The sequence below is a fragment of the Streptomyces sp. NPDC051452 genome (assembly GCF_044454765.1).
Taxonomy (GTDB): domain Bacteria; phylum Actinomycetota; class Actinomycetes; order Streptomycetales; family Streptomycetaceae; genus Streptomyces.
In genome coordinates this window covers 163,843-188,054 of record NZ_JBITEB010000004.1, presented here as the reverse complement: position 1 = coordinate 188,054, position 24,212 = coordinate 163,843, and the positions used below count along the sequence as shown (strand labels likewise).

Sequence of the window (24,212 nt, the reverse complement as noted above, 5' to 3'; positions counted from 1 at the left end):
CGACAGCACGACACAGGGGGCGAGGGCGATGACGGCCGAGCTGGTGCGTGGGCAGAACCATCCGTTGTCCCAGGTCCGGCTGACGATCCGGATCTCGGCCGGGGTACCGGTCCTGGCCGGTGTCGCGCTCGGCGACGAGAACGGCTCGGTGAACGGCCCCGAGTGGGTGGCCCATCCCGGTGCCCCCGCCCTGCCCGGCGTGGAGGTGTCCCGGCAGACCACGGCGGAACACCGCATCGCCCTCGACCTGGCGGCCCTGCCCGAGGTGGTGCGTCGCGTCGGCGTATTCCTCGCCCTGCCCACCGGGACCCCGGGGCCGTTCCGGTTCGGCGCCACGCCCGCCCCGCACACGACCGTCGAGGGCCCCGACGGCGCGGAGCTGGCCTGCTACACCCTCACCGGCCTGGACACCGAGTCCGCCGTGATCGCCCTGGAGCTGTACCTCCGGCAGGACACCTGGAAAGTCCGCGCGATGGGCCAGGGCCACGCCGGCGGCCTTCCGGCGCTCTTCGCCGACCAGGGGGTGCGCGAGGCCGGCGAACTCGCGGCCGCCGTCCAGCAGGCGGCGGCCCAGAGCCCGGCCCATGCGATCCCGGCCGCCTCTGCCGCGCCCGCGCCCACACCCCAGGACATGTCCGCGTCCGCGCCCCCCGCTCCCGGCGCGGCCGAGTCGACACCCTCGTACGACCCGCCGACTCCGTCTGTTCCGCAGCCGCCGTCCGCCGACGGCCGGAACCCGTACGAGGCCCAAGGCGTCGGCGCCGCAACCGAGCCGCGCGGCCTCGGCGGCCGGATCGACTACACGCATCCCCGCCGCCCTGACAGCCCGCCCCCGGCGCCTTCCGCCCCGGCCTCGACCGCAGACGGGCAGCCCGCCTGGCCCGTCGCGGGCGACGCCGTGGGCTGGTCGATGGAGGAACGGCTGTACAACCAGGTGTGGGGCATGTTCGAGGACCTGGCCAGGGCTACGGCCGCGTACCGCAGCGCCGTCGACTTCGCCGACTCCCGGCTGGAGAGGGAGATCGACCAGGCGCTCGCCGACCCCCGGAACCGGCTCGGCACCTCGGGCGATCTCGCTCGGGAGACCGCGTACGCCCGGCGCGCGGAACTGGTCGATCAGGCGCGCGCGGCCTACGACCGCGATCTCGCCCAGCTGACCGCCGAGTCGGAGGTGGTCGAACCCGCGCTCCCGCCCGCGTACGCCGGATGGGAGAGCCCCGTCTGGCATGGCTACCGGGTGCCCACCGAGCCGCCGATGGCGCTGCGACTCGGCGAGCTCCATCTCCCCGAGAGCGCGCCGCTGCGCATCCCGATGCTGGCCAGGCTGCCGCTGGAGCGGGGCCTGTGGGTCGACAGCGGGGCGACGGCGCTGGACGACTCCTTGGACTCCGTCGAACTGCGGCACCTGGCCATGGAGGCGGCCGTCGTACTGGCGGCCCGGCTGCTCGCCGTGCATCCGGTGGGGGAGTTCGCCGTGCATGTCATCGATCCGGCCGGTGCCGGCGCGCGTGCGCTCCTGCCGCTGACCGGTGAAGGGGCGCTCGCCGCTCCTCCCGCGACGGGGGCAGCGGGGGTGAACGAGGTGCTGGAGAGGCTCACCCGTCGCGTCGACCTGGTGCAGATGGCGGTGCGCGCTGATGCGGCCGCCTTGCTGCCGGCGGAGGTCGACCCGGCCCACCAGCTCCTGATCGTCAACGACTTCCCGCACGGGTTCGACGACCGTGCGGTGACCCGCCTTCGCTACCTCGCCGACGAGGGCCCGGCGGTCGGCGTCCACCTCCTCCTGGTCGCGGATCGTGAGGACGCCGCCGCGTACGGCCCGTTGCTCGACCCGTTGTGGCGTTCGCTGATGCGACTCACTCCCTTGCCAGACGACCACCTCGCCGATCCCTGGGTCGGGCACGCCTGGACGTACGAGCCCTCGTCGGTACCGGTCGGGAGCCAGGTCGTGCGGCAGGTGCTCCGCGAGGTCGCCAAAGCGCGGGCCAAGTAAAGGCAAAGCTGCGCTGAGCAGGCACTTTGGGTTTTCCTTTACCAACCACTTTACCTTTCCTTGGTGATTGGGGTAGTCTCTGTGGTGCGGAGGGGAGTACTCCCTGACTGCGGCGTACCCGTCAATACGGACCGTTTCCGGTCCCGGGGCGTCGGCCCCGTGCGGGTGGAAGAGACCTCCGGCAGCGACGACGCTGAAAGTGTTTGCCGTTACTCATGCCGGAGGAACAGTGGAAGTCACCATGGGCTTGTGGGTCCTGACCGTCGTGGGCCTCGCCGCCCTGATCGCCGTCGACTTCTTCATCGGGCGCAAGCCCCATGACGTGTCGATCAAGGAAGCCGGCATCTGGACCGTCGTCTGGATCGCCCTGGCCGGCCTCTTCGGCCTCGGTCTTCTCGTCTTCGGGGGCGGGCAGCCCGCCGGAGAGTTCTTCGCCGGCTTCATCACCGAGAAGTCGCTGAGCATCGACAACCTCTTCGTCTTCGTCCTGATCATGGCGAAGTTCGCGGTACCCACGCAGTACCAGCAGCGTGTGCTGCTCGTCGGCGTCCTGATAGCCCTGGTCCTGCGGGCCGCCTTCATCGCCGCGGGAGCCGCGATCCTCGCCAGCTTCTCCTGGGTGTTCTTCCTGTTCGGCGCCTTCCTGATATGGACCGCCTGGAAGCTCGTGCAGGAGGCCCGCGCCGGCGCGGAGGACGAGGAGTACGAGGAGAACAAGCTGCTGAAGGCCGTCGAGCGAAGGTTCGGTGTGGCCGACCGGTACCACGGCACCAAGCTGTGGATCCAGGAGAACGGCAAGCGGGTCATGACCCCGATGCTGGTCGTGATGCTCGCCATCGGCACCACGGACGTCCTGTTCGCCCTGGATTCCATCCCCGCGATCTTCGGCCTGACCCAGGATCCGTACATCGTCTTCACCGCCAACGCCTTCGCCCTCATGGGGCTGCGTCAGCTGTACTTCCTCATCGGCGGTCTGCTGAAGAAGCTGGTCCACCTGTCGTACGGCCTGTCCATCATCCTCGGCTTCATCGGCGTCAAGCTGGTGCTGCACGCGCTGCACGAGGCGGGTGTCCACGTCCCGGAGATCAGCATCCCCGTCTCCCTCGGCGTGATCTGTGCCGTCCTGATCGTCACCACGATCACAAGCCTGATGGCGACCAGGAAGCGGGCGGCCGGCAGCGACGGCGAGGGCGCCGCCAAGGACAGCGTCGACGCCTGACGACGCCTGGCCGGCCCCCGGGGCGACGCGGGGCCCGGTCCGCCAGGCCCAGGCTCCGCACCGGAAAGGAGAAGAGGCATCCGGAAAGAGCGGAATGCGAATCCTGTACGCCTCTGCGACCATCGCGGCATGATCACTAGGCTGCGATCGCTCACCGGGCAATGGACGATTCTCGTGCCGGTCCTCGCGATCGTCCTGCTGGCCTTCACCTGGGGCCGGAACCTGCCCGGCGCGGTCGTCGGCCTGGTGACACTGGTCCTCGCCGGCTCCGTCCTGGCGGCGGTGCACCACGCCGAGGTGGTGGCCCACCGGGTCGGCGAGCCCTTCGGCTCCCTGGTGCTCGCCATCGCCGTCACGATCATCGAGGTGGCCCTGATCGTCACCCTCATGGTCGACGGTGGCGACAAGAGCTCCACACTCGCCCGGGACACCGTCTTCGCCGCCGTGATGATCACCTGCAACGGCATCGTCGGCATCTGCCTGCTCGTCGCCTCCCTGCGGCACGGTACGGCGATCTTCAATCCGGAGGGCACCGGCGCCGCCCTGGCGACCGTGGCGACGCTGGCTACTCTCAGCCTGGTCCTGCCGACCTTCACCACCAGTAAGCCGGGGCCCGAGTTCTCCACCGTCCAACTGACCTTCGCCGCGGTGTCCTCGCTCATCCTCTACGGCCTGTTCGTGACCACCCAGACCGTGCGCCACCGCGACTACTTCCTGCCGATCACCCGGCAGGGCGACGTCATCACCGCCGACGATCACGCCCAGCCCCCGTCCGCGCGCGCCGCCTGGTTCAGCCTCGGCTTGCTCGGGCTGGCCCTGATCGGCGTCGTCGGCCTGGCCAAGAGCGTGTCGCCCACCATCGAGTCGGGCGTGAAGGCGGCCGGCCTCAACCAGGCCGTCGTCGGTGTGGTCATCGCCCTGCTCGTCCTGCTCCCCGAGACGATCGCCGCGCTGCGCTCCGCCCGCCGGGACCGGGTGCAGACCAGCCTCAACCTCGCGCTCGGCTCCGCGATGGCCAGCATCGGCCTGACCATCCCGGCCGTGGCGCTGGCCTCCGTCTGGCTGGCCGGTCCGCTCGTTCTCGGCCTGGGCTCGACCCACATGCTGCTGCTCGCGCTCACCGTCGTCGTCAGCTCCCTGACGGTCGTGCCGGGACGGGCCACCCCCTTGCAGGGCGGCGTCCATCTGGTGTTGTTCGCCGCCTACCTGGAGCTGGCGATCAACCCGTAGACGAGGCCAGGGGTGGGCGCCGGGTCACCCCATGGAGGGGACCCGGCAAGGCGGTCGTCATCCCGTGGCCGGCTCGACCGCCGGTGCGCTGAGCGGGCGCGTCTCCGGCAGCAGGGCGAAACACCCCAGGCTGAGCAGCGCGATGCCCGTCAGATAGACGCCGACCCCCCACGGGACGCGCCCGCCGTGCTCCGCGAGTGTCGTGGCCACGATCGGGGTGAGCGCGCCGCCCAGGACTCCGCCGAGGTTGTAGCCGACCGCCGCACCCGTGCAGCGCACCCGCGCCTCGAACAGCTCCGGCAAGTAGGCGGCGATCACCGCGAAGGTGGTGATGAAGGCGATCAGCGCCCCCAGGATGCCGAGGAACATCAGCAAGGGCTCACCGGTGGCCAGCAGCGCGACCATCGGGAGCATCCACAGGGCGCAGGCGGCGCATCCCGTCAGGCACATCGGCCGGCGCCCGAAGCGGTCGCCGAGCAGCGCCATGAGGGGGGTGAGCGATCCGTTCACGATCACCGCCGCCATGACACAGGTCAGCATGACCGTCCGGCTCACCCCGAGCCGTTCCGTGGCAAACGCCAGGGACCAGGTCGTCACCGCGTAGAACACCGCGTAACCGGCGGCCAGCCCGCCGGCGGTCAGCAGCACCAGCCGCCGGTGGTGCCGTACGACCTCGACGAACGGCACGCGCGCGTGGTCGTCGAGCTCCAGGAACCGAGGACTCTCCGTGAGCGACGAGCGTAGCCACAGTCCCGCCAGCGCCAGGACCCCCGCCGCCCAGAACGGCACGCGCCACCCCCAGCGCGTGAACTCCGCGTCGGTGAGCGTGGCGGAGAGCGCGAGCATCACCCCGTTGGCGAGCACGAAGCCGATCGCGGGCCCCATCTGCGGGAAGGAAGACCACAGCACGCGCCGCCCCGGCGGCGCGTGCTCGGCGGTCAGCAGTACGGCCCCGCCCCACTCCCCGCCGAGCCCCAGTCCTTGCAGGAAACGCAGGACGAGCAGCAGCACGGGAGCGGCGACACCGATCGTGTCGTACGACGGCACACAGCCCGCCGCGACCGTCGAGGCACCGGTCAGCAGCAGCGAGAGGACGAGCACGGGCCGCCGTCCGCGTCGGTCGCCGAGGTGCCCGAACACCACCGATCCCAGCGGTCTGGCCACGAAACCCACCCCGAACGTCGCGAACGCCGCCAGGGTCCCCGCGAGCGGCGAGAACGTGGGAAAGAACAGGGGACCCAGCACCAGGGCGGCGGCGGTTCCGTAGACGAAGAAGTCGTAGAACTCGATCGCGGTCCCCGCGAGGGAGGCGGCGGCGAGCCGTGGCATGGACGGTGCGCTCACGGCGCGTACATCGTGCATGCTGGCCAAACTACCCACAGTGATCGCCGGTTACGGGGGCGTGCGGTGGTGATCACCCATGCCGGAGCGTGCGCCGCGGTGGCGGAGCGCGCGGCCCACCGCCCGCTCCGGGCGGCGTGATACACCGGGTGCGAGCAGCGGTGGTCGACACACCGCACCGAACGGACCGGAGGAACCGTGCCCCGCACCCTGGCCAACGCCCCGATCATGATCCTCAACGGGCCGAACCTGAATCTGCTCGGCCAGCGCCAGCCCGAGATCTACGGCAAGGACACGCTGGCCGACGTGGAGGCCATGTGTGCGAAGGCGGCGGCCGCACACGGCGGCACGGTGGACTTCCGGCAGTCCAACCACGAGGGCGTACTGGTCGACTGGATCCACGAGGCGCGCGTGAGCCACTGCGGCATCGTCATCAACCCCGGCGCCTACTCGCACACGTCGATCGCGATCCTGGACGCGCTCAACACCTGCGACGGGATGCCCGTGCTGGAGGTGCACGTCTCCAACATCCACCAGCGGGAATCGTTCCGGCACCACTCCTACGTCTCGTTGCGCGCCGACGGCGTGATCGCGGGCTGCGGAGTCCAGGGCTATGTGTTCGGTGTGGAGCGGGTCGCCGCTCTGGCGGGCTCGGCGCGGGCCGACGCGTAGCCCCGCGCCGGCCCGATCCCGGCGGCTCCGTTCCCGGGTCCGGGCCGCCGCCGCGGTGCTACAGGCGTCCGGCCTCCACGATCCGCCGCAGGAAGCGTCGCGTGCGCTCCTGCCGAGGGCCGCCGAAGACCTGGTCGGGGGTGCCGCGCTCCAGCACGACGCCACCGTCCAGAAAGCAAACCTGGTCGGCGACGTCGCGGGCGAACCCCATCTCGTGCGTCGCCAGCACCATCGTCATCCCCTCGTCCTTCAGGCCGCGCACCACGTCCAGCACCTCGCCGACGAGTTCCGGGTCGAGCGCGGCCGTGATCTCGTCCAGCAGCAACAGCCGGGGCCGTACGGCAAGGGCCCGTACGATCGCCACACGCTGTTGCTGGCCGCCGCTCAGCCGGTCGGGGTACGCCTCCGCCTTGTCGGCCAGGCCGAGGCGCTCCAGCAGCTCCCTGGCCCGCTCCTCGGCGTCACCGCGTGAGACGCCGTGCACCCGGCGCGGGGCGAGCGTGATGTTGTCCAGCACGGTCATGTGCGGGAACAGGTTGTACGCCTGGAAGACCACGCCGATACGGCGCCGAACCGCGTCCTGGTCGGCCCGGGGATCGGTGATTTCCTCGCCGTCCAGCCAGATCGCGCCGTCGTCGATCTCCTCCAGGAGGTTGGCGCAGCGCAGCAGCGTGGACTTGCCCGAGCCGGAGGCGCCGATCAAGGCGGTCACCGTGTGCGGGGCGACCTCCAGATCGACGTCCCGCAGCACGACCGCATCACCGAAGGCCTTGCGGACGGACTCCAGACGCAGAACGGGCGAGTCGCTCATAGGGTTCCTCCCTGGGCCCGCCGCCGGTCCATCCGGGCCGTCACCCAGTCCGTGAAGCGGGTCATCGGGATGGTCAGCGCCACGAACACCAGACCCGCGACGATGTAGGGCGTGTAGTTCAGGCTGCGGCCCACGATGATGTCGGCCGCGCGTACGGCGTCCACCGCGCCGCCGATCGACACCAGACCCGTGTCCTTCTGCAGCGACACCAGGTCGTTGAGCAGCGGCGGCACCTGCCGGCGGACCGCCTGCGGCAGCACGACGTAGCGCAGGGCCTGCCGGTTGCTCAGGCCCAGCGAACGTGCCGCCGCCCGCTGGGAGGGGTGGACGGACTCGATGCCGGCCCGGAACACCTCCGCCACGTACGCCGAGTACGTCAGCGTCAACGCGGTACCGCCCAGCAGTACCGGATCCACCGTGACGCCCTGCAGGCGAAGCGCGGGCACTCCCAGCACCACGATCATCAGATTGATGATCAGCGGCAGCCCACGGAAGAAGTCGGTGTACGCCGCCGCCAGGACCCGCAGCGGAAAGAACACCGGTCCGCGCAGGGTCCGCGCGATGGCGATCAGCATGCCGAGGACGAGGACGGCGACGCCGCAGACCAGGAGCAGACGGACGTTCAACCACAGCCCGTCGAGAACCTTCGGCAACGCCTCGCGCGCGTAGTGCGCGCTGAAGAAGGTCTCCTTCGTGCGCGGCCAGCCCGGCGCCTCGACCACGATCAGATAGAGCACGATGGCGGTGGCGAGCGTGGAAACCGCCGCGACGGCCGTGGCGCGGCGGGCACGCGCGCGACGGAAGCGCTCGCGCTCCAGGCGCCGCTCGGAGGGGACGTAACCGTCGTCGGCGACAACACCGCCCTCGGCACCGGCACCCGACTTGTCGGCAGCGCCGATGCCGCTCGGCATGTCGCCCTTGTCGTCACTCCCTTCCGGCACCGACTCGCCCTTGGTGACCGTCACTTGAGCACCGGGGCGTCGACGGCGTCGGAGAGCCACCGCTGCTCCAGCTTCGCCAGGGTGCCGTCCTTGCGCAGGGCGTCGACGGCGCCGGTCACGCACGAGGTGAGCGAGCTGCCCTTGTCCAGCACCAGCCCGAACTGCTCGGGCTTGCCGCCCTGGTTCTCGAACTGCCCGACGATCTTCGCGTTCGTCACCTCGGCCGCGGTGATGTAGAACGCGGTCGGCAGGTCGGTGACGATGGCGTCCACCTGGCCGTTCTTCAGGGCCGACTTGGCCTGGTCGTTCTTGGCGTACACCGCGGGCTCCTGCTTCGGCTTCACCACGTCGCCGATGTAGTCGAGGCTCGTCGTGCCCACCTGCGCGCCCAGCTTGAGGTTCTTCAGGTCCGCGAGGCTCGTCGCCTTGGCGGCCCTGCCGCCCTTCAGCGCGATGACCGCCTGCCGTACGTCGTAGTAGCCGGCGGAGAAGTCCACGGCCTTCCTGCGCTCCGCGCTGATCGACACCTGATTGATGTCGAGGTCGAAGTTCTTCACACCGGGGGCGAACGCCTTGTTGAACGGGACGCTCTGCCACACGACCGCGCTCTTGCCGTACCCGAGTCGCTTGGCCACGGCATAGGCGACGGCGGACTCGAAGCCCTTGCCGTTGGCCGGCTTGTCGTCCTGGAACCACGGTTCGTACGCCGGCTCGTCGGTCGCGATCGTCAGTTTCCCGGACGTCCTGGTGGCCAACTTGCCCTGGGCACAGTGCTGCGCGGCCTTTCCGGACGGAGCGTTCGCCGCCTTCTCCTCGGGTTGCGGAGCGCAGCCGACGGCGCTGGCGAGCAGGACTGTGGTCGCGGAGGCTACCGCGCGGCGCAGGATGCGAGGGGCAGGGTGCATGGCGGGAGAGTGGCAGCGAACGCCGTGTCTGTCCAGGTCACAACGGTAGTTGTCCGCATGGTGGGAACGGGTGTTGCGGACATGTGAACAACGCCCCTGCCGTGCACCCGGCCCCTGGGCCGTCGGCCTGAATCCCGCGCCGCGACCCGACCAGAGTCACGACCCAGAGTCACGAGCCGACGAGGCGTCACGACCCGACCAGGCGTCACGAGCCGCCACGTACCCGGGCCGTCGCGTGTCACCAACCGCGCGCGTGCCACTCCGGCAGATGCGGCCGCTCCGCGCCCAGCGTGGTGTCGTCGCCGTGGCCGGGGTAGACCCAGGTCTCGTCCGGCAGCACGTCGAAGATCTTCGTCTCCACGTCGTGGATCAGGCTCGCGAAGGCCTTCGGGTCCTTGCGCGTGTTGCCGACGCCGCCCGGGAACAGGCAGTCACCGGTGAAGACGTGCGGGTGGCCGTGCGGGTCGTCGTAGACCAGGGCGATCGAACCCGGCGTGTGCCCGACGAGGTGGCGGGCGGTGAGTTCCACCTGCCCCACCCTGATGACGTCGCCGTCGTCGACGAGAACGTCGGTCGGCACCGGGATGCCGGGCGCGTCCTCACGGCCGGCATAGGTGCGGGCCCCCGTGCGGGCGACGACCGCGGCAAGCGCCTGCCAGTGGTCCCCGTGCCGGTGCGTGGTGACGACGGACGCGATGCCGTCGTCACCGATCATGCCGAGGAGCGTCTCCGCCTCGCTGGCCGCGTCGATCAGAAGCTGCTCGTCGGTGGCCCGGCAGCGCAGCAGATAGGCGTTGTTGTCCATGGAGCCGACCGCGATCTTGGTGATCATCAGGTCTTTCAGCTCGTGCACCTGCGCCGGTCCGCCGACCTTGACCTCTCCCGAGTACGTCATGCGGTCAGCCTATAGCGGGGGAGCCCAGGCGGACGGCCGTCGGGCTACAGCGGCGGCAGCTTCGGGAGCGTCCCGCCGTGCACGTCCAGCCCCGCGCCGTCGCGGCGTCCGGCGAGCCAGCCCACCAGCTCCGCCGGCCGGCCGCTGACCGTGATCTCGGGCTCGTCCGCCGGACGACCGGTGCGCCACGCGTGCGTGCCGTCCGTCACGCGGGTCGGTGGGACATCGCCGTGCCCGTCGAACCGTTGTGCGAGGAACTCGGTCTCCCGCCGGATGAACTCGTCGGGAAGATCCTCCAGCTCGTACCCGATCCCGAGATCCACGTGGTGGAGATCCACTTCGACCCACCGCCGGAACGGCACCCGGGACGCGGAATCGGTGACCCCGTTGCGCATCTCCACCGTGCGGCCCCAGTCCGCGGGCACGTCCCCCGCCGCCTGGAAACGGGCCGCGCTCTCGCGGAGATCCGTGAGCTGCGCCTCCAGCGCGCGCGGGGCGTCGCGCTCGATGTCGGCGTCCCGCGCTTCGGCGCTCGCGTACATCGGTCGGCCCGCCAGGACGTTCACGAGCGCGTCCGCGTTCCGGGCGAGGTGGGCGAGGACGTGACCCCGGCTCCAGCCGGGAAGCCGTGACGGCTGGGCGAGTGAGGCGTTGTCCATTTTGGCGACCGCGCTGAGAAGCCGCTCGGTCGCGTCACGTACACATGCCAGGTCATGAGCGTGATCAATCATGGCGCCGACCCTAGCCGGACCACTCCTTCGGGTGAAGGTGATGAACCTCGCCCGCTAATCGAATGCGCGTGCTATATCGTCGAAGGCGGCGTCGGGCATGCTGGAGGGTCGGGGGTTGTTATACGGCGACCGGGCAATCCGACCGGCGTTGTCAGTGGCTCCCCCTAGTCTGAAGAAGCACGGGGGCCTCGCCCCTGTCACTTCTCTCAAGAAAGGTGCGGACCGGCGTGGCCGACCGTCTCATCGTCCGTGGCGCGCGCGAGCACAACCTCAAGAATGTCTCGCTCGACCTGCCTCGTGACTCGCTCATCGTCTTCACGGGTCTGTCCGGGTCGGGCAAGTCCTCCCTGGCCTTCGACACGATCTTCGCCGAGGGCCAGCGCCGCTACGTGGAGTCGCTCTCCTCATACGCCCGGCAGTTCCTCGGCCAGATGGACAAGCCCGACGTCGACTTCATCGAGGGCCTGTCCCCGGCGGTCTCCATCGACCAGAAGTCGACCTCGCGGAACCCGCGCTCGACGGTCGGCACGATCACCGAGGTCTACGACTACCTGCGTCTGCTCTTCGCGCGCATCGGCAAGCCGCACTGCCCCGAGTGCGGCCGCCCGATCACGCGGCAGTCGCCGCAGGCCATCGTGGACAAGGTGCTGGAGCTCCCGGAAGGGAGCCGGTTCCAGGTGCTGTCACCGCTGGTGCGCGAGCGCAAGGGCGAGTTCGTCGATCTCTTCGCCGACCTCCAGACCAAGGGCTACTCCCGCGCGCGGGTGGACGGCCAGACCATCCAGCTCTCCGAGCCGCCGACGCTGAAGAAGCAGGAGAAGCACACCATCGAGGTGGTCGTGGACCGCCTCACGGTGAAGGACTCCGCCAAGCGCCGCCTCACGGACTCCGTGGAGACCGCCCTCGGCCTGTCCGGCGGCATGGTCGTGCTCGACTTCGTGGACCTCCCGGAGGACGACCCCGAGCGCGAGCGCATGTACTCGGAGCACCTCTACTGCCCGTACGACGACCTCTCCTTCGAGGAGCTCGAGCCCCGCTCCTTCTCCTTCAACTCGCCCTTCGGCGCGTGCCCCGAGTGCACCGGCATCGGCACCCGCATGGAGGTCGACCCGGAGCTGATCGTCCCGGACGAGGACAAGTCCCTGGACGAGGGCGCCATCCACCCCTGGTCGCACGGGCACACCAAGGACTACTTCGGCCGCCTGATCGGTGCCCTCGCCGACGCGCTGGGCTTCCGCACGGACATCCCCTTCGCGGGCCTTCCGCAGCGCGCCAAGAAGGCGCTGCTCCACGGCCACAAGACCCAGATCGAGGTGCGGTACCGCAACCGGTACGGCCGCGAGCGGGTGTACACCACGCCGTTCGAGGGCGCGGTGCCGTTCGTCAAGCGCCGGCACAGCGAGGCCGAGAGCGACGCCAGCCGTGAGCGCTTCGAGGGCTACATGCGCGAGGTGCCCTGCCCCTCCTGCGAGGGCACACGTCTGAAGCCGATCGTTCTCGCCGTCACGATCATGGAGAAGTCGATCGCCGAGGTCGCCGCCATGTCGATCAGCGACTGCGCCGACTTCCTGGGCAAGCTCAAGCTGAGCGCCCGCGACAAGAAGATCGCCGAGCGGGTGCTGAAGGAGGTCAACGAGCGGCTGCGCTTCCTGGTCGACGTCGGCCTGGACTACCTCTCGCTGAACCGCGCCGCGGGCACCCTGTCCGGCGGCGAGGCCCAGCGCATCCGCCTCGCCACACAGATCGGCTCCGGCCTCGTCGGCGTCCTCTACGTGCTGGACGAGCCGTCCATCGGTCTGCACCAGCGGGACAACCACCGGCTGATCGAGACCCTGGTCCGGCTGCGTGACATGGGCAACACGCTCATCGTCGTGGAACACGACGAGGACACCATCAAGGTCGCCGACTGGGTCGTGGACATCGGGCCCGGCGCCGGTGAGCACGGCGGCAAGGTGGTGCACAGCGGCTCCCTGAAGGAGCTGCTCGCCAACACCGAGTCGCAGACCGGCGCCTACCTCTCGGGCCGCAAGGCGATCCCGCTGCCGGAAGTGCGCCGCCCCCGTGACCTGTCACGGCAGCTCACCGTGCACGGTGCCCGCGAGAACAACCTGCAGGACATCGACGTGTCCTTCCCGCTCGGTGTGTTCACGGCCGTCACCGGTGTCTCCGGCTCCGGCAAGTCGACCCTGGTCAACGACATCCTCTACACCCACCTGGCCCGAGAGCTGAACGGGGCGCGCAACGTCCCGGGGCGGCACACGCGCGTGGACGGCGACGACCTGGTCGACAAGGTCGTCCATGTCGACCAGTCGCCGATCGGCCGCACCCCGCGGTCCAACCCGGCCACGTACACGGGTGTCTTCGACCACATCCGCAAGCTGTTCGCCGAGACCACCGAGGCGAAGGTCCGCGGCTACCTGCCCGGCCGGTTCTCCTTCAACGTCAAGGGCGGCCGCTGCGAGAACTGCGCGGGCGACGGCACGATCAAGATCGAGATGAACTTCCTCCCGGACGTCTACGTCCCGTGCGAGGTCTGCCACGGTGCCCGGTACAACCGGGAGACCCTGGAGGTCCACTACAAGGGCAAGTCCATCGCCGAAGTGCTGAACATGCCCATCGAGGAGGCGACCGACTTCTTCGAGGCCGTTCCGGCCATCTCGCGGCACCTGCGGACGCTGAAGGACGTCGGCCTCGGCTACGTCCGCCTCGGCCAGTCCGCGACCACCTTGTCCGGCGGCGAGGCCCAGCGGGTGAAGCTCGCCAGCGAGCTGCAGAAGCGGTCCACCGGGCGCACGGTCTACGTCCTGGACGAGCCGACCACCGGTCTGCACTTCGAGGACATCAGCAAGCTGCTGACGGTCCTCGGCGGTCTGGTCGACAAGGGCAACACGGTCATCGTCATCGAGCACAACCTCGATGTGATCAAGACCGCCGACTGGATCGTGGACATGGGCCCCGAGGGCGGTGCCGGAGGCGGACTCGTGGTCGCCGAGGGCACACCCGAGGAGGTCGCCGGGGTCTCGACGAGCCACACCGGCAAGTTCCTGCGGGAGATCCTCGACGCCGACCGCATCAGCGACGCGGAGGCCGTCAAGGCACCGCGCGCCACGGCCAGGAAGACGGCCGCGACGGCCAAGACGGCCGCGGCAAGGTCGACGGCGAAGAAGACGGTGACCGCCAAGGCCAACAACACGGCCACGAAGAAGGCCGCCGCGGTCAAGAAGACCGCGAGCGCCACGAAGAAGGCGACGCCCGCGAAGAAGACGACGCGGGCTCGCAAGGCCTGAGGCGACGACGCCGGCCCGGCCGACAGCCGTCACAGGCCGGGCCGGACGGCATAGCCGACAGCCGAAACGGCTCGGTCGTAGGCCGGTCGGAAACCCTGTCTGACATCGCATCAAAGAATCGGTGCCCCGTGGGAACTCCCCGCGGGGCACCGCTCGTTCCGCAATCAGCAAGCCCGGCAAGGTGGAGCGGCAGGCCCTCCGACCGCCTGTCCGGCCACTCCAAGGCTCGTACCTTGACAAGACCACAGGGGATTCAGACCGGTCACCACTCACCCAGCTCGGCCGCGTACGGCGGCTCGGCCCCCGCCCGTGAGCAGGTGACGGCCGCCGCGCGCGCCGCGAAGCGCAGCAGCCGTGCCCAGCCCTCCGTCCCGAGGGCGGCGAGCCCTCGCGGAGTCAGCGCGTCCTGAGCGGACAGCCCGTGCAGCAAGGCCGCGTTCACCGTGTCACCGGCACCGATGGTGTCCACGACGTCGACCTTCTCGCCCGGTACGGTCAGCTCGGCGCCGTCCCGGGTGTACACGCTCAGGCCGTCGCCACCCCGGGTCACCACGACGGCCGACGGGCCCGCGGCCAGCCACTCGGCGGGGGTACCGCCCAGCCACGCCGCGTCCTCGGCGGAGAGCTTCAGCAGTGACACCGAGGGCAGCCAGCTCTTGAATCGCGCCCGGTAGGCGTCCGCGTCCGGGATCAGTCCCGCCCGGACATTGGGGTCGAGCGCGGTGAACAGCCCCTGACCGGCCGCCGTCCGCATCAGCTCCTCGTAGGCGCTCGCCCCCGGTTCCAGGACGAGCGAGCAGGTGCCGAACGACACCGCGCGCGTGCCGGCGGGAAGCGCGGCGGGCGCGGTGAACAGACGGTCGGCGGTGCCGTCGACATAGAAGGAGTAGGCGGCCGACCCGCCGGCGTCGAGCGTGGCCACCGCGAGAGTCGTGGGCTCCGGACCGCGCGTCACGGTCGACACATCGACCCCGGCTCGTCGCAGCCCGTCGAGCAGGGCCTCTCCGAAGGCGTCGGACGAGGTGCGGGAGCAGAAGGCGGTGCGGGAACCGAGTCGCCCGAGGGCCACTGCGGTGTTGTACGGTCCGCCACCGAGCGCCGGTCTCAGCTCCGCCAGAGCGCCGGGGCCCTGCGGTACCAGGTCGATCAGTGCCTCACCGGCGACGACGATCATGAGGCGGTTCCTCCCTCGGACAGAGTGGATGATGCGGTCGGCCAGGCCTCTTCGGTCCCGGCCGGTTTCTCCGGGCAGCCGCACGAGGTGCGGTGTACGAAGGCGCTCGGCAGACGCACTGTCCGGGCCGCGCGGTCCGGCTCGGCCAGGCGGTCCAGGAGAACTCGGACGGCCGTCGCGCCCATTTCCCTGCCGGGTTGGGCGACGGCGGTGAGCCGGGGCGAGAACAGATCGGCCCAGGCGAAGTCGTCGAAGCAGCACAGGGCCATGTCGTCCGGCACGGACAGGCCGTGTCGGCGCAGCGCACGCAGGGCGCCGATGGTCATCGCGTTGTTGGCGGTGACCAGCGCTGTGGGCGGCTCGGGCAGCGCGAGGAGTGAGGCCGTGGCCCGTTCGGCAGCGGTGGACTCCGAATCGCCGGACACCACGAGCCGCGCGTCATAGCCGAGACCGGCGGTGGCCAGACCGGTCCGGTAGCCGGCGATGCGCTCACTGGTCGTGCTGAGCCCGGACAGACCCGCGACCAGGCCGATCCGGCGATGGCCCAGACCTGCGAGATGAGTGACGAGTCCCGCGGTCGGTTCGGCGCTCTCGGCACAGACCTGGTCGAATGCCGGCGAGCCGCCGGTAGGGGCGGCATCCGCTCCGGCGCCGTTGGGGGTCTTGTCATGGGCAGCTGGCCGGCCGTCGGCCGCCGTGTCCTCCAGTACGCGCGCGTCGAGCACCCGGTCCAGGAACACCGTCGGCACGGCATGGCGGCGCAGATAGCCGACGAGGTCGTGCGGGTGCGCCGACGGTGCGACGATCAGGCCGTCGACCCGGCGCTCGTGGAGAAGCTGTACGACCGTGCGCTCATGCCGGGGGTCGTCGTGCGGGTCGGCGATGAGCAGACCGTATCCCGATTCCAGAGCGGCGGCCTCGACACCCTGGAGGATCTCCGTGAAGTATGGGTTGCTGATCGCCGACACCGCGAGCCCGATGGAGCGGGTCCGGGAGGTCACCAGGGAGCGGGCCAGGGTGTTGGGCGTGTAAGCGAGCTCCTCGACGGCTTCGAGAACAGCTTGGCGGGTGTGTGCCAGCACCGGCCGCGTGCCGTTGAGCACGTGGGAGACCGTCGCCACGGACACCCCGGCGCAGCGGGCGACGTCCGCCATGGTGGGCATCGTGCTCCCTCTCCTCCGTCGGCCGGGCCGGGGGACCAGGCCCGGACTCTCGAGAGCCGAGCCGAGCCGAGCCGAGCCTGAGCCCGACACGTCTGGCCTCGGCGGGGAAGCTACCTCATGGATCGGGCTCGCGTAAACGCTTACGCAAGCGTTTACGTCCGCCTCGGCGAGCCGCCTGAGGTTTTCCCGCCCTCACCGCCGGACGGCGCCCTGTGGCAGCCCCAGCCCCGCCGCCGGGTCGGCACATCTGCCCGGGTATCGTCGCTCCGCACGCCCCTTGACCCGTGGAGTCCCATATGCCCGCCGGACCGTTCACCAGCCGCCGCACCGTACTGCGAGGGGCCGCCGCGGTCCCGGTCGCCGGGATCGGCCTGGCCGCCTGCTCGGCTCCAGGCGACGAGGGCGGGGCCGCGGCCACCCCGACGGCGCCTGTCGACCTCGGCGCCGAGAGCGAGGTGTCGAAGGGCGGGGCCAAGCTCTACCGGGACCACAACGTCGTGGTCAGCCGCGACAGAGACGGCACCCTGAAGGCGTACAGCACGATCTGCACCCACGCCGGGTGCCCGATCAACAAGCTGCAGGGGACGACTTTGATCTGCCCCTGCCACGGCAGCCGGTTCGACGCCGTGACCGGCAAGGTGGTCCAAGCGCCGGCCACCGAGCCCCTGAACGAGCTGTCGGTGAAGTCCGCGAACGGCAGGATCGTCGCCGGTCCCGCCTCCTGACCGGAGAGTGGTCCGGCTCGCGGCCCGTTTCATGCCGGGCAAGGGCGGCGAGACCGCTCAGTCCCAGCTCCAGGCGATGCCGGTGATCCCTGGCCGGATGCGCGGCTCGACCACGTGGACGCACCGGTGCGGCCCCGTGACGGACAGCTTCTGGCGGCCGGCGCGCGGAGCCGCGGGCGAGGACTGGGTGAAGCGATGGCACCGGGCCGGCAGCGCGGCGGCGTCGAAACATACCTGGAGGGCGTACTGCCCGCCGGGAAAGCCGAAGCGGCGCAGGTACTCGCGGGAGGCGCCGGCCGTTGCGTCGTCGATGGCGTACCGGAAGAGGAAGGTGTCGCCGGAGCGGAGCGGGGCACCGAAAAGCAGCTCGACGGCCAGTACACCGCTGTCCTGGTCCCAGCGGATGCGACCTGTGCGGCAGTTCTCCAGGGCCCGTACCCGCATGTCGCGCGGGCTGCTGCCGGGGTCGCCGTGGTGTACGGCGACGAAGCGGTCGACGCCGTCGCGGTGGGCCCGCACGATGTGATGGGCCTCCAGACCCGCCAGTTCGCGCCCGGGGCCGATCCGGACGCGCTCATGGTGGCCCAGGGTGTGCAGTCCGCCGTCCAGCGACCAGCCCAGCTCGGTTTGCAGCCGGTCCAGGACGTCCGAGGCCGCGGTCAGCGCGCGGTACGAGTGGCTCCCCGGACGGTCGGCCGTCGTGTCGTCGTCGGAGTCGGCGAGCAGCCGGATCAGTGACTCGTCCGGCAGCCGGAGTATCTCCTCCAGTGCCCGTACGGCGCGCAGTGACTCCGGGCGCTGCGGGCGGCGTGCGCCCTGTTGCCAGTAACTCAGGCTGGTCACACCTACCTTGACGCCATGCCGCGACAGATGGTGCTGGACCCGCTGGAGCGGCAGTCCGCGTGCGGCGATCGCGGCGCGCAGCGCCACGTGGAAGGGACCGCCCCGCAGGGCCGTGTTCAGTTCCGCGGTGGGGGCGTCCGCGTGCTCTGTGGCATGCCGCATGCCGAGGGGCCTTTCTGTGAGGTGTCACTACGGCTGGTCAGACCGTTGGCGCGTGTGCGGGGGCCACCCCCGTGGACGCGGTAGACGCCCGTGGCTGCGCACGCCGAACCCGTCCGCGTGCTGCGCGGCCCCGAGTTCCCGTGCATTGAAGCGTGTTGACCAGACCCCGACAACACCTGTGGCTCAGTCGCGGCACACTCTGGCCGGACCGTGCCCCACGCGGGCGGCCGACGAACGGGATCGGGTCATGGGAACGCGCCGGACGTGATCGGGGCCACGGGGCGGACAGCACGGGACCGCACGGGGTTCGCGTACGCATCCGCATCCGCATCTACATCCGCGACAGTGACGTTCCGGCGCCACACGGAGACCCCCCGCCCCGCACCCGACCTCTCCACCCCGGCACCCGACCTCCTCCCCCCCCGGCACCCGACCTCGCCCCCCCGCCGCATCCCGAGCCCGCTCACCTCCCGCACCCCACGCCGCCGCCCCACCGGCCCCAGGAGCCCCGCGTCCGCCCACCGGCCCCAGGCTCTCCGCTGCCACCCGCGGTCCCCGCCCCCGGCCCCCTCACACCGCCCCCAGCCCATCCACAGCGGCCGGCCAAGTACAGCCGGCGTTATCCACAGGCCCGACGCGGTGTCGGTGCTCGCCAGTAGGGTGTGAGACATGGCCGACCCCTCCAGCTACCGCCCCAGGCCGGGTGAGATCCCGGACTCTCCGGGGGTGTACAGGTTCCGTGACGAGCACCGCCGGGTGATCTACGTCGGAAAGGCGAAAAGCCTCCGTCAGCGCCTGGCGAACTACTTCCAGGATCTGGCGGGCCTGCACCCGCGCACCCGGACGATGGTGACCACCGCCGCGTCCGTGGAGTGGACCGTCGTGTCCACGGAGGTCGAAGCGCTCCAGCTGGAGTACTCCTGGATCAAGGAGTACGACCCCCGGTTCAACGTCAAATACCGTGACGACAAGAGCTATCCGTATCTCGCGGTGACGATGAATGAGGAGTTCCCCCGTGTCCAGGTGATGCGAGGTCACAAGAAGAAGGGCGTTCGGTACTTCGGCCCGTACGCGCACGCGTGGGCCATCCGGGACACCGTCGATCTGCTGCTGCGGGTCTTCCCGGTGCGCACCTGCTCGGCCGGTGTCTTCAAGAACGCCGCCCGCACGGGCCGCCCCTGTCTGCTCGGCTACATCGGCAAGTGCTCCGCCCCTTGCGTCGGCCGCATCAGCCCCGAAGACCACTGGGAGCTGGCCGACGAGTTCTGCGACTTCATGGCGGGCCGCACCGGCACCTACCTCCGCCGTCTGGAGCAGCAGATGGTGGAGGCCGCCGAGGAGATGGAGTACGAGCGGGCCGCCCGCCTGCGCGACGACATCGAGGCCCTGAAGAAGGCCATGGAGAAGAACGCGGTCGTCCTCGCCGACGCGACCGACGCCGACCTCATCGCCGTCGCGGAGGACGAGCTGGAGGCGGCGGTGCAGATCTTCCACGTGCGCGGTGGCCGGGTGCGTGGTCAGCGCGGTTGGGTGACCGACAAGGTCGAGGACGTCACCACGGGCGCTCTGGTCGAACACGCTCTGCAGCAGCTGTACGGGGAGGAGTCCGGGGACGCGGTTCCCAAGGAGGTCCTGGTCCCGGCGCTGCCCGAGCCGGTCGAGCCGGTCCAGGAGTGGCTGACCGGCCGCCGTGGCGCGAACGTCTCGCTGCGCATCCCGCAGCGGGGCGACAAGAAGGCGCTGATGGAGACAGTGCAGCGCAACGCCCAGCAGGCTCTCGTCCTGCACAAGACCAAGCGGGCCTCCGACCTGACCACGCGCTCACGGGCCCTGGAAGAGATCGCCGAGGCCCTCGACCTGGACAGCGCTCCGCTGCGGATCGAGTGCTACGACATCTCGCACCTCCAGGGTGACGACGTGGTCGCGTCCATGGTCGTCTTCGAGGACGGCCTGCAGCGCAAGAACGAATACCGGCGCTTCCAGATCAAGGGCTTCGCCGGGCAGGACGACGTCCGCTCCATGCACGAGGTGATCACCCGCCGCTTCAGGCGCTACCTCGCCGAGAAGGAGAGGACCGGGGAGTGGACCGACGGGGACGGCGCGGACAGCGCCCTCGGTGATGGAGAGGGCGCTCCCGCCGGCACGGGGGCGATCGACAGCGGGGCGATCGACACGGGGAGGGGCGACGCGGGAGCGATCGGCACGGGCGGCACCGTGACAGGCGCGGTGGAGACCGGCGGGGTCGACGACGGCGTCCGGGAGGAAGGGATCACGCACGCCCTCAAGGAGGAGGACGGACGCCCCAAGAAGTTCGCCTACCCGCCTCAGCTCGTCGTCGTCGACGGTGGTCAGCCGCAGGTCGCGGCGGCCCGGCGCGCCCTGGATGAGCTGGGCATCGACGACATCGCCGTCTGCGGTCTCGCCAAGCGTCTGGAGGAGGTCTGGGTGCCCGGCGAGGACGACCCGGTGATCCTGCCGCGCACCAGCGAGGGCCTCTATCTGCTCCAGCGCGTCCGTGACGAGGCACATCGCTTCGCCATCACCTACCAGCGGGTCAAACGCTCCAAGCGCTTCCGGTCCAGCCCGCTGGACGACGTCCCCGGCCTGGGTGAGACCCGCAAACAGGCGCTCATCAAGCATTTCGGCTCGGTGAAGAAGCTGCGGTCCGCCACAATCGAACAGATCCAACAAGTGCCCGGGATAGGCCGGAAGACGGCCGAGACGATCGCCGTGGCCCTCGCCCAGGCGGCCCCGGCCGCACCCGCCGTGAACACGGCGACCGGAGAGATCATTGAGGACGAGGAACCCGAGACGACGGCGGGTTCCTCGGGGGAGCCCGTGACCGCGGGCGTCCCTGACGAACGACGGGGGCAGGAGACATGACCGACCACGAAGCACAGCCCACAGCGCGGCGAGATCAGCCCACCGGCGACACGGCCGACGACCCTGTCCGGCACGGCGCCGGCCAGGGCGGCGAAGGCAGCGCCCACGGCACCGCGGACAGCGACGCCGGCGACGACGCCGGTCGGGACACGGGCCAGGACAACGGAGCACAAGTGAGTACGGGCAGTGAGACAGCCGGGGCCCCAGAGGCGGCCATCCCCGAGCTGGTGATCATCTCCGGGATGTCCGGAGCGGGCAGGTCGACGGCCGCGAAGTGTCTGGAGGACCTCGGCTGGTTCGTCGTGGACAACCTCCCACCCGCCCTCATCCCCACCATGGTCGAGCTGGGCGCCCGCTCCCAGGGCAACGTGGCGCGGATCGCCGTGGTCGTGGACGTGCGCGGCCGCAGGTTCTTCGACAATCTGCGCGAGTCCCTCGCGGACCTGGAGTCCAAGCACGTCACCCGGCGGATCGTCTTCCTGGAGTCCTCCGACGAGGCCCTGGTGCGCCGCTTCGAGTCGGTGCGCCGCCCGCACCCCCTGCAGGGCGACGGCCGCATCGTGGACGGCATCGCCGCCGAGCGCGAGCTGCTGCGCGAGCTGCGCGGTGACGCCGACCTGGTGATCGACACCTCCAGCCTCAACGTGCACGAGCTGCGCGCCAAGATGGACGCCCAGTTCGCCGGTGAGGAGGAGCCCGAGCTGCGGGCCACCGTGATGTCCTTCGGCTTCAAGTACGGCCTGCCGGTCGACGCCGACCTCGTGGCGGACATGCGGTTCCTGCCCAACCCGCACTGGGTCCCGGAGCTCCGCCCCTACACCGGGCTCAACGAGGAGGTCGCCGCCTACGTCTTCAACCAGCCCGGCGCCAAGGAGTTCCTCGACCGGTACGCCGAGCTGCTGCGGCTGATCGCGGCCGGCTACCGACGCGAGGGCAAGCGGTACGTGACCATCGCGATCGGCTGTACCGGCGGTAAGCACCGCTCGGTCGCGATGTCGGAGAAGCTCGCCGCGCGGCTCGCGGCCGAGGGCGTGGAGACGGTGGTCGTACATCGGGACATGGGACGGGAATGACGGAACGTACACGGCGGCTGGGCCGGTTGCGCCGGGTGGTCCCGGAGGGGCGCGCGAGCCGTGCCGCTACCGGGGCCGGGGCGGCCCGGCCCGTCGAGGCGCGCGGCGGGCGCGCCCGCCGCCGCGGCACCCAGCCCAAGCTCGTCGCTCTGGGCGGCGGCATGGGACTGTCCGCCTCGCTGGCCGCGCTGCGCCGGATCACCGGGGATCTGACCGCCGTCGTCACCGTGGCCGACGACGGCGGTTCCAGCGGCCGGCTGCGCGACGAACTGGGCGTGCTGCCGCCCGGCGATCTGCGCAAGGCGCTGGCCGCGCTGTGCGGCGACGACGACTGGGGCCAGACCTGGGCCCGGGTCATCCAGTACCGCTTCCAGTCCCAGGGCGACCTGCACGACCACGCGGTGGGCAATCTGCTGATCGTCGCCCTGTGGGAGCAGCTGGGCGATCACGTCCAGGCCCTCGACCTGGTCGGCAAACTGCTCGGCGCGCACGGGCGCGTGCTGCCTATGTCGGCCGTGCCGCTGGAGTTGCAGGCCCTGGTCAAGGGCCATGACCCGGCGCGCCCGGACGACGTGGACACCGTGCGGGGGCAGGCGACCGTCGCCCTCACGCCCGGCGAGGTGCAGTCGGTGCACCTCCTGCCCAACGACCCGCCCGCCGTCCCGGAGGCCGTCGCCGCCGTGCTGGACGCGGACTGGGTGGTGCTCGGCCCCGGCTCCTGGTTCTCCTCGGTCATCCCGCATCTGCTCGTGCCCGAGTTGCTGGACGCCCTCACCGAGACGAAGGCGCGCAAGGTCCTGTCCCTGAACCTCGCCCCGCAGCCCGGAGAAACCGAGGGCTTCTCCCCGCAGCGTCATTTGGAGGTTTTGGGGCGACACGCCCCTAAACTCGCCCTGGACGTGGTGCTGGCCGACGAGGCCGCCGTGCCCGATCGTGACTCGCTCACCGAGGCCGCCAAGCGGCTGGGAGCCGCGGTCGAGCTGGCGCCCGTGGCCCGGACCGACGGAAGCCCCCGGCACGACCCGGAGCTGTTGGCCGCCGCGTACGACCGTATTTTTCGGATGCATGGAAGGATCGGCCCATGGCGATGACGGCAGCGGTGAAGGACGAGATCTCCCGGCTCCCCGTCACCCGGACCTGCTGCAGGAAGGCGGAGGTCTCCGCCATTCTGCGGTTCGCCGGCGGCCTCCACCTGGTGAGCGGGCGCATTGTGATCGAGGCGGAGCTGGACACCGCGATGGCGGCCCGCCGCCTCAAGCGGGACATTCTGGAGATCTTCGGCCACAGCTCCGAGCTGATCGTGATGGCACCCGGTGGGCTGCGCCGCGGCTCTCGTTACGTCGTGCGGGTCGTCGCGGGCGGTGACCAGCTGGCGCGGCAGACGGGCCTGGTGGACGGCCGGGGCCGGCCGATCCGCGGGCTGCCCCCACAGGTGGTCTCCGGTGCCACCTGTGACGCGGAGGCGGCCTGGCGGGGGGCGTTCCTGGCGCACGGCTCGCTGACCGAGCCGGGCCGCTCCTCCTCCCTGGAGGTGACCTGCCCGGGGCCCGAGGCGGCGCTCGCGCTGGTCGGTGCCGCCCGTCGGCTGTCGATCGCCGCGAAGGCCCGTGAGGTGCGCGGAGTGGACCGGGTGGTCGTCCGTGACGGTGACGCGATCGGCGCGTTGCTGACCCGGCTCGGCGCCCACGAGTCCGTGCTGGCATGGGAGGAACGGCGGATGCGCCGAGAGGTGCGGGCCACCGCCAACCGGCTCGCCAACTTCGACGACGCCAACCTCCGTCGTTCGGCGCGGGCCGCCGTGGCAGCCGGGGCCCGGGTGCAGCGGGCCCTGGAGATCCTGGCCGACGAGGTACCCGAGCACCTCGCCGCCGCCGGACGGCTGCGGATGGAGCACAAGCAGGCCTCGCTGGAGGAGCTGGGCGCGCTCGCCGATCCGCCGCTGACGAAGGACGCGGTCGCGGGCCGGATCCGCCGCCTGCTGGCGATGGCCGACAAGCGCGCCTCGGACCTGGGCATCCCGGGCACGGAGGCCAACCTCTCGGAGGAGCTGGCGGACAACCTGGCCGGCTGACCGCCCCGCGCCAACACACCGGCGCCGAGGGCCCTTTGGAGCCTTCGGCGCCGGCGTCGGCACACCGGCGGCCGACGTGCTCGTCCATACGCC

At 70.8% G+C, this 24,212-nt stretch carries 19 protein-coding genes; 10 read left to right on the top strand and 9 right to left on the bottom strand.

Features of this window, described 5'->3' with window-relative positions:
* Positions 1–28 precede the first annotated feature (28 nt).
* The 3 genes from ACIBA9_RS13085 to ACIBA9_RS13075 all read left to right on the top strand — a co-directional run bounded on the left by ACIBA9_RS13085 (position 29) and on the right by ACIBA9_RS13075 (position 4,442).
* Positions 29–1,993 carry a TerD family protein gene (locus tag ACIBA9_RS13085; RefSeq protein WP_399362408.1) on the top strand — a complete coding sequence of 655 codons (1,965 nt, stop codon included), beginning with the start codon at positions 29–31 and terminating at the stop codon, positions 1,991–1,993.
* A gap of 241 nt (positions 1,994–2,234) precedes the next feature.
* Positions 2,235–3,212 (top strand): TerC family protein, encoded by a 978-nt coding sequence (locus tag ACIBA9_RS13080; RefSeq protein WP_399362406.1) that lies wholly within the window; start codon positions 2,235–2,237, stop codon positions 3,210–3,212.
* 129 nt (positions 3,213–3,341) lie between these two features.
* Complete coding sequence (locus tag ACIBA9_RS13075; protein ID WP_399362404.1) at positions 3,342–4,442, top strand: calcium:proton antiporter; 1,101 nt, start codon at positions 3,342–3,344, stop codon at positions 4,440–4,442.
* A 57-nt stretch (positions 4,443–4,499) separates the two neighbouring features.
* On the opposite strand, the gene ACIBA9_RS13070 is transcribed toward ACIBA9_RS13075, so the two are convergent.
* Positions 4,500–5,804 carry an MFS transporter gene (locus tag ACIBA9_RS13070; protein WP_399362402.1) on the bottom strand — a complete coding sequence of 435 codons (1,305 nt, stop codon included), beginning with the start codon at positions 5,802–5,804 and terminating at the stop codon, positions 4,500–4,502.
* Between the two features lie 177 nt (positions 5,805–5,981).
* Here ACIBA9_RS13070 and aroQ point away from each other — a divergent pair, with 177 nt between their 5' ends.
* A complete protein-coding gene (gene aroQ, locus ACIBA9_RS13065) occupies positions 5,982–6,455 on the top strand; it encodes a type II 3-dehydroquinate dehydratase (RefSeq protein WP_393902781.1) in 474 nt (157 codons plus the stop codon).
* 58 nt (positions 6,456–6,513) lie between these two features.
* On the opposite strand, the gene ACIBA9_RS13060 is transcribed toward aroQ, so the two are convergent.
* The 5 genes from ACIBA9_RS13060 to ACIBA9_RS13040 all read right to left on the bottom strand — a co-directional run bounded on the left by ACIBA9_RS13060 (position 6,514) and on the right by ACIBA9_RS13040 (position 10,738).
* Positions 6,514–7,266 carry an amino acid ABC transporter ATP-binding protein gene (locus tag ACIBA9_RS13060; RefSeq protein WP_399362400.1) on the bottom strand — a complete coding sequence of 251 codons (753 nt, stop codon included), beginning with the start codon at positions 7,264–7,266 and terminating at the stop codon, positions 6,514–6,516.
* On the bottom strand, positions 7,263–8,231 hold the full coding sequence (locus ACIBA9_RS13055; RefSeq protein WP_399362398.1) for an amino acid ABC transporter permease: 969 nt from the start codon (positions 8,229–8,231) through the stop codon (positions 7,263–7,265). The genes ACIBA9_RS13060 and ACIBA9_RS13055 overlap by 4 nt, the downstream gene beginning before the upstream one ends.
* The gene (locus ACIBA9_RS13050) at positions 8,228–9,112 is read right to left on the bottom strand and encodes an ABC transporter substrate-binding protein (protein ID WP_399362396.1); all 885 of its coding nucleotides are present in this window, start codon (positions 9,110–9,112) and stop codon (positions 8,228–8,230) included. Before ACIBA9_RS13050 ends, ACIBA9_RS13055 begins: the two co-directional genes overlap by 4 nt.
* Before the next feature lie 238 nt (positions 9,113–9,350).
* On the bottom strand, positions 9,351–10,007 hold the full coding sequence (locus tag ACIBA9_RS13045) for an MBL fold metallo-hydrolase (RefSeq protein WP_362153597.1): 657 nt from the start codon (positions 10,005–10,007) through the stop codon (positions 9,351–9,353).
* Positions 10,008–10,051: 44 nt separating this feature from the next.
* Complete coding sequence (locus ACIBA9_RS13040; RefSeq protein WP_399362394.1) at positions 10,052–10,738, bottom strand: maleylpyruvate isomerase family mycothiol-dependent enzyme; 687 nt, start codon at positions 10,736–10,738, stop codon at positions 10,052–10,054.
* Positions 10,739–10,965: 227 nt separating this feature from the next.
* On the opposite strand from ACIBA9_RS13040, the gene uvrA reads away from it, so the two are divergent.
* Complete coding sequence (gene uvrA / locus ACIBA9_RS13035; protein ID WP_399362392.1) at positions 10,966–14,025, top strand: excinuclease ABC subunit UvrA; 3,060 nt, start codon at positions 10,966–10,968, stop codon at positions 14,023–14,025.
* Positions 14,026–14,287: 262 nt separating this feature from the next.
* Here uvrA and ACIBA9_RS13030 read toward each other — a convergent pair whose 3' ends face one another.
* Entirely contained in the window at positions 14,288–15,199 is a 912-nt protein-coding gene (locus tag ACIBA9_RS13030; RefSeq protein WP_399362390.1) for a carbohydrate kinase, read from the bottom strand.
* Complete coding sequence (locus tag ACIBA9_RS13025; protein ID WP_399362388.1) at positions 15,196–16,362, bottom strand: LacI family DNA-binding transcriptional regulator; 1,167 nt, start codon at positions 16,360–16,362, stop codon at positions 15,196–15,198. The genes ACIBA9_RS13030 and ACIBA9_RS13025 overlap by 4 nt, the downstream gene beginning before the upstream one ends.
* 296 nt (positions 16,363–16,658) lie before the next feature.
* On the opposite strand from ACIBA9_RS13025, the gene ACIBA9_RS13020 reads away from it, so the two are divergent.
* On the top strand, positions 16,659–17,087 hold the full coding sequence (locus ACIBA9_RS13020) for a Rieske (2Fe-2S) protein (protein ID WP_399362386.1): 429 nt from the start codon (positions 16,659–16,661) through the stop codon (positions 17,085–17,087).
* A 57-nt stretch (positions 17,088–17,144) separates the two neighbouring features.
* Here ACIBA9_RS13020 and ACIBA9_RS13015 read toward each other — a convergent pair whose 3' ends face one another.
* The gene (locus tag ACIBA9_RS13015) at positions 17,145–18,092 is read right to left on the bottom strand and encodes a hypothetical protein (protein WP_399362384.1); all 948 of its coding nucleotides are present in this window, start codon (positions 18,090–18,092) and stop codon (positions 17,145–17,147) included.
* Positions 18,093–18,761: 669 nt separating this feature from the next.
* On the opposite strand from ACIBA9_RS13015, the gene uvrC reads away from it, so the two are divergent.
* From uvrC to whiA, 4 genes are read left to right on the top strand one after another with little or no spacing between them, the layout of a single operon-like run.
* Positions 18,762–20,975, top strand: coding sequence for an excinuclease ABC subunit UvrC (gene uvrC / locus ACIBA9_RS13010; RefSeq protein ID WP_399362382.1), 2,214 nt, complete (start codon positions 18,762–18,764; stop codon positions 20,973–20,975).
* Positions 20,972–22,048 carry an RNase adapter RapZ gene (gene rapZ / locus ACIBA9_RS13005; RefSeq protein ID WP_399362380.1) on the top strand — a complete coding sequence of 359 codons (1,077 nt, stop codon included), beginning with the start codon at positions 20,972–20,974 and terminating at the stop codon, positions 22,046–22,048. The genes uvrC and rapZ overlap by 4 nt, the downstream gene beginning before the upstream one ends.
* The gene (gene yvcK, locus ACIBA9_RS13000) at positions 22,045–23,139 is read left to right on the top strand and encodes a uridine diphosphate-N-acetylglucosamine-binding protein YvcK (protein ID WP_399362378.1); all 1,095 of its coding nucleotides are present in this window, start codon (positions 22,045–22,047) and stop codon (positions 23,137–23,139) included. Before rapZ ends, yvcK begins: the two co-directional genes overlap by 4 nt.
* Positions 23,130–24,119, top strand: coding sequence for a DNA-binding protein WhiA (whiA, locus tag ACIBA9_RS12995; protein WP_089100932.1), 990 nt, complete (start codon positions 23,130–23,132; stop codon positions 24,117–24,119). Before yvcK ends, whiA begins: the two co-directional genes overlap by 10 nt.
* The last annotated feature ends 93 nt before the right edge of the window (positions 24,120–24,212 follow it).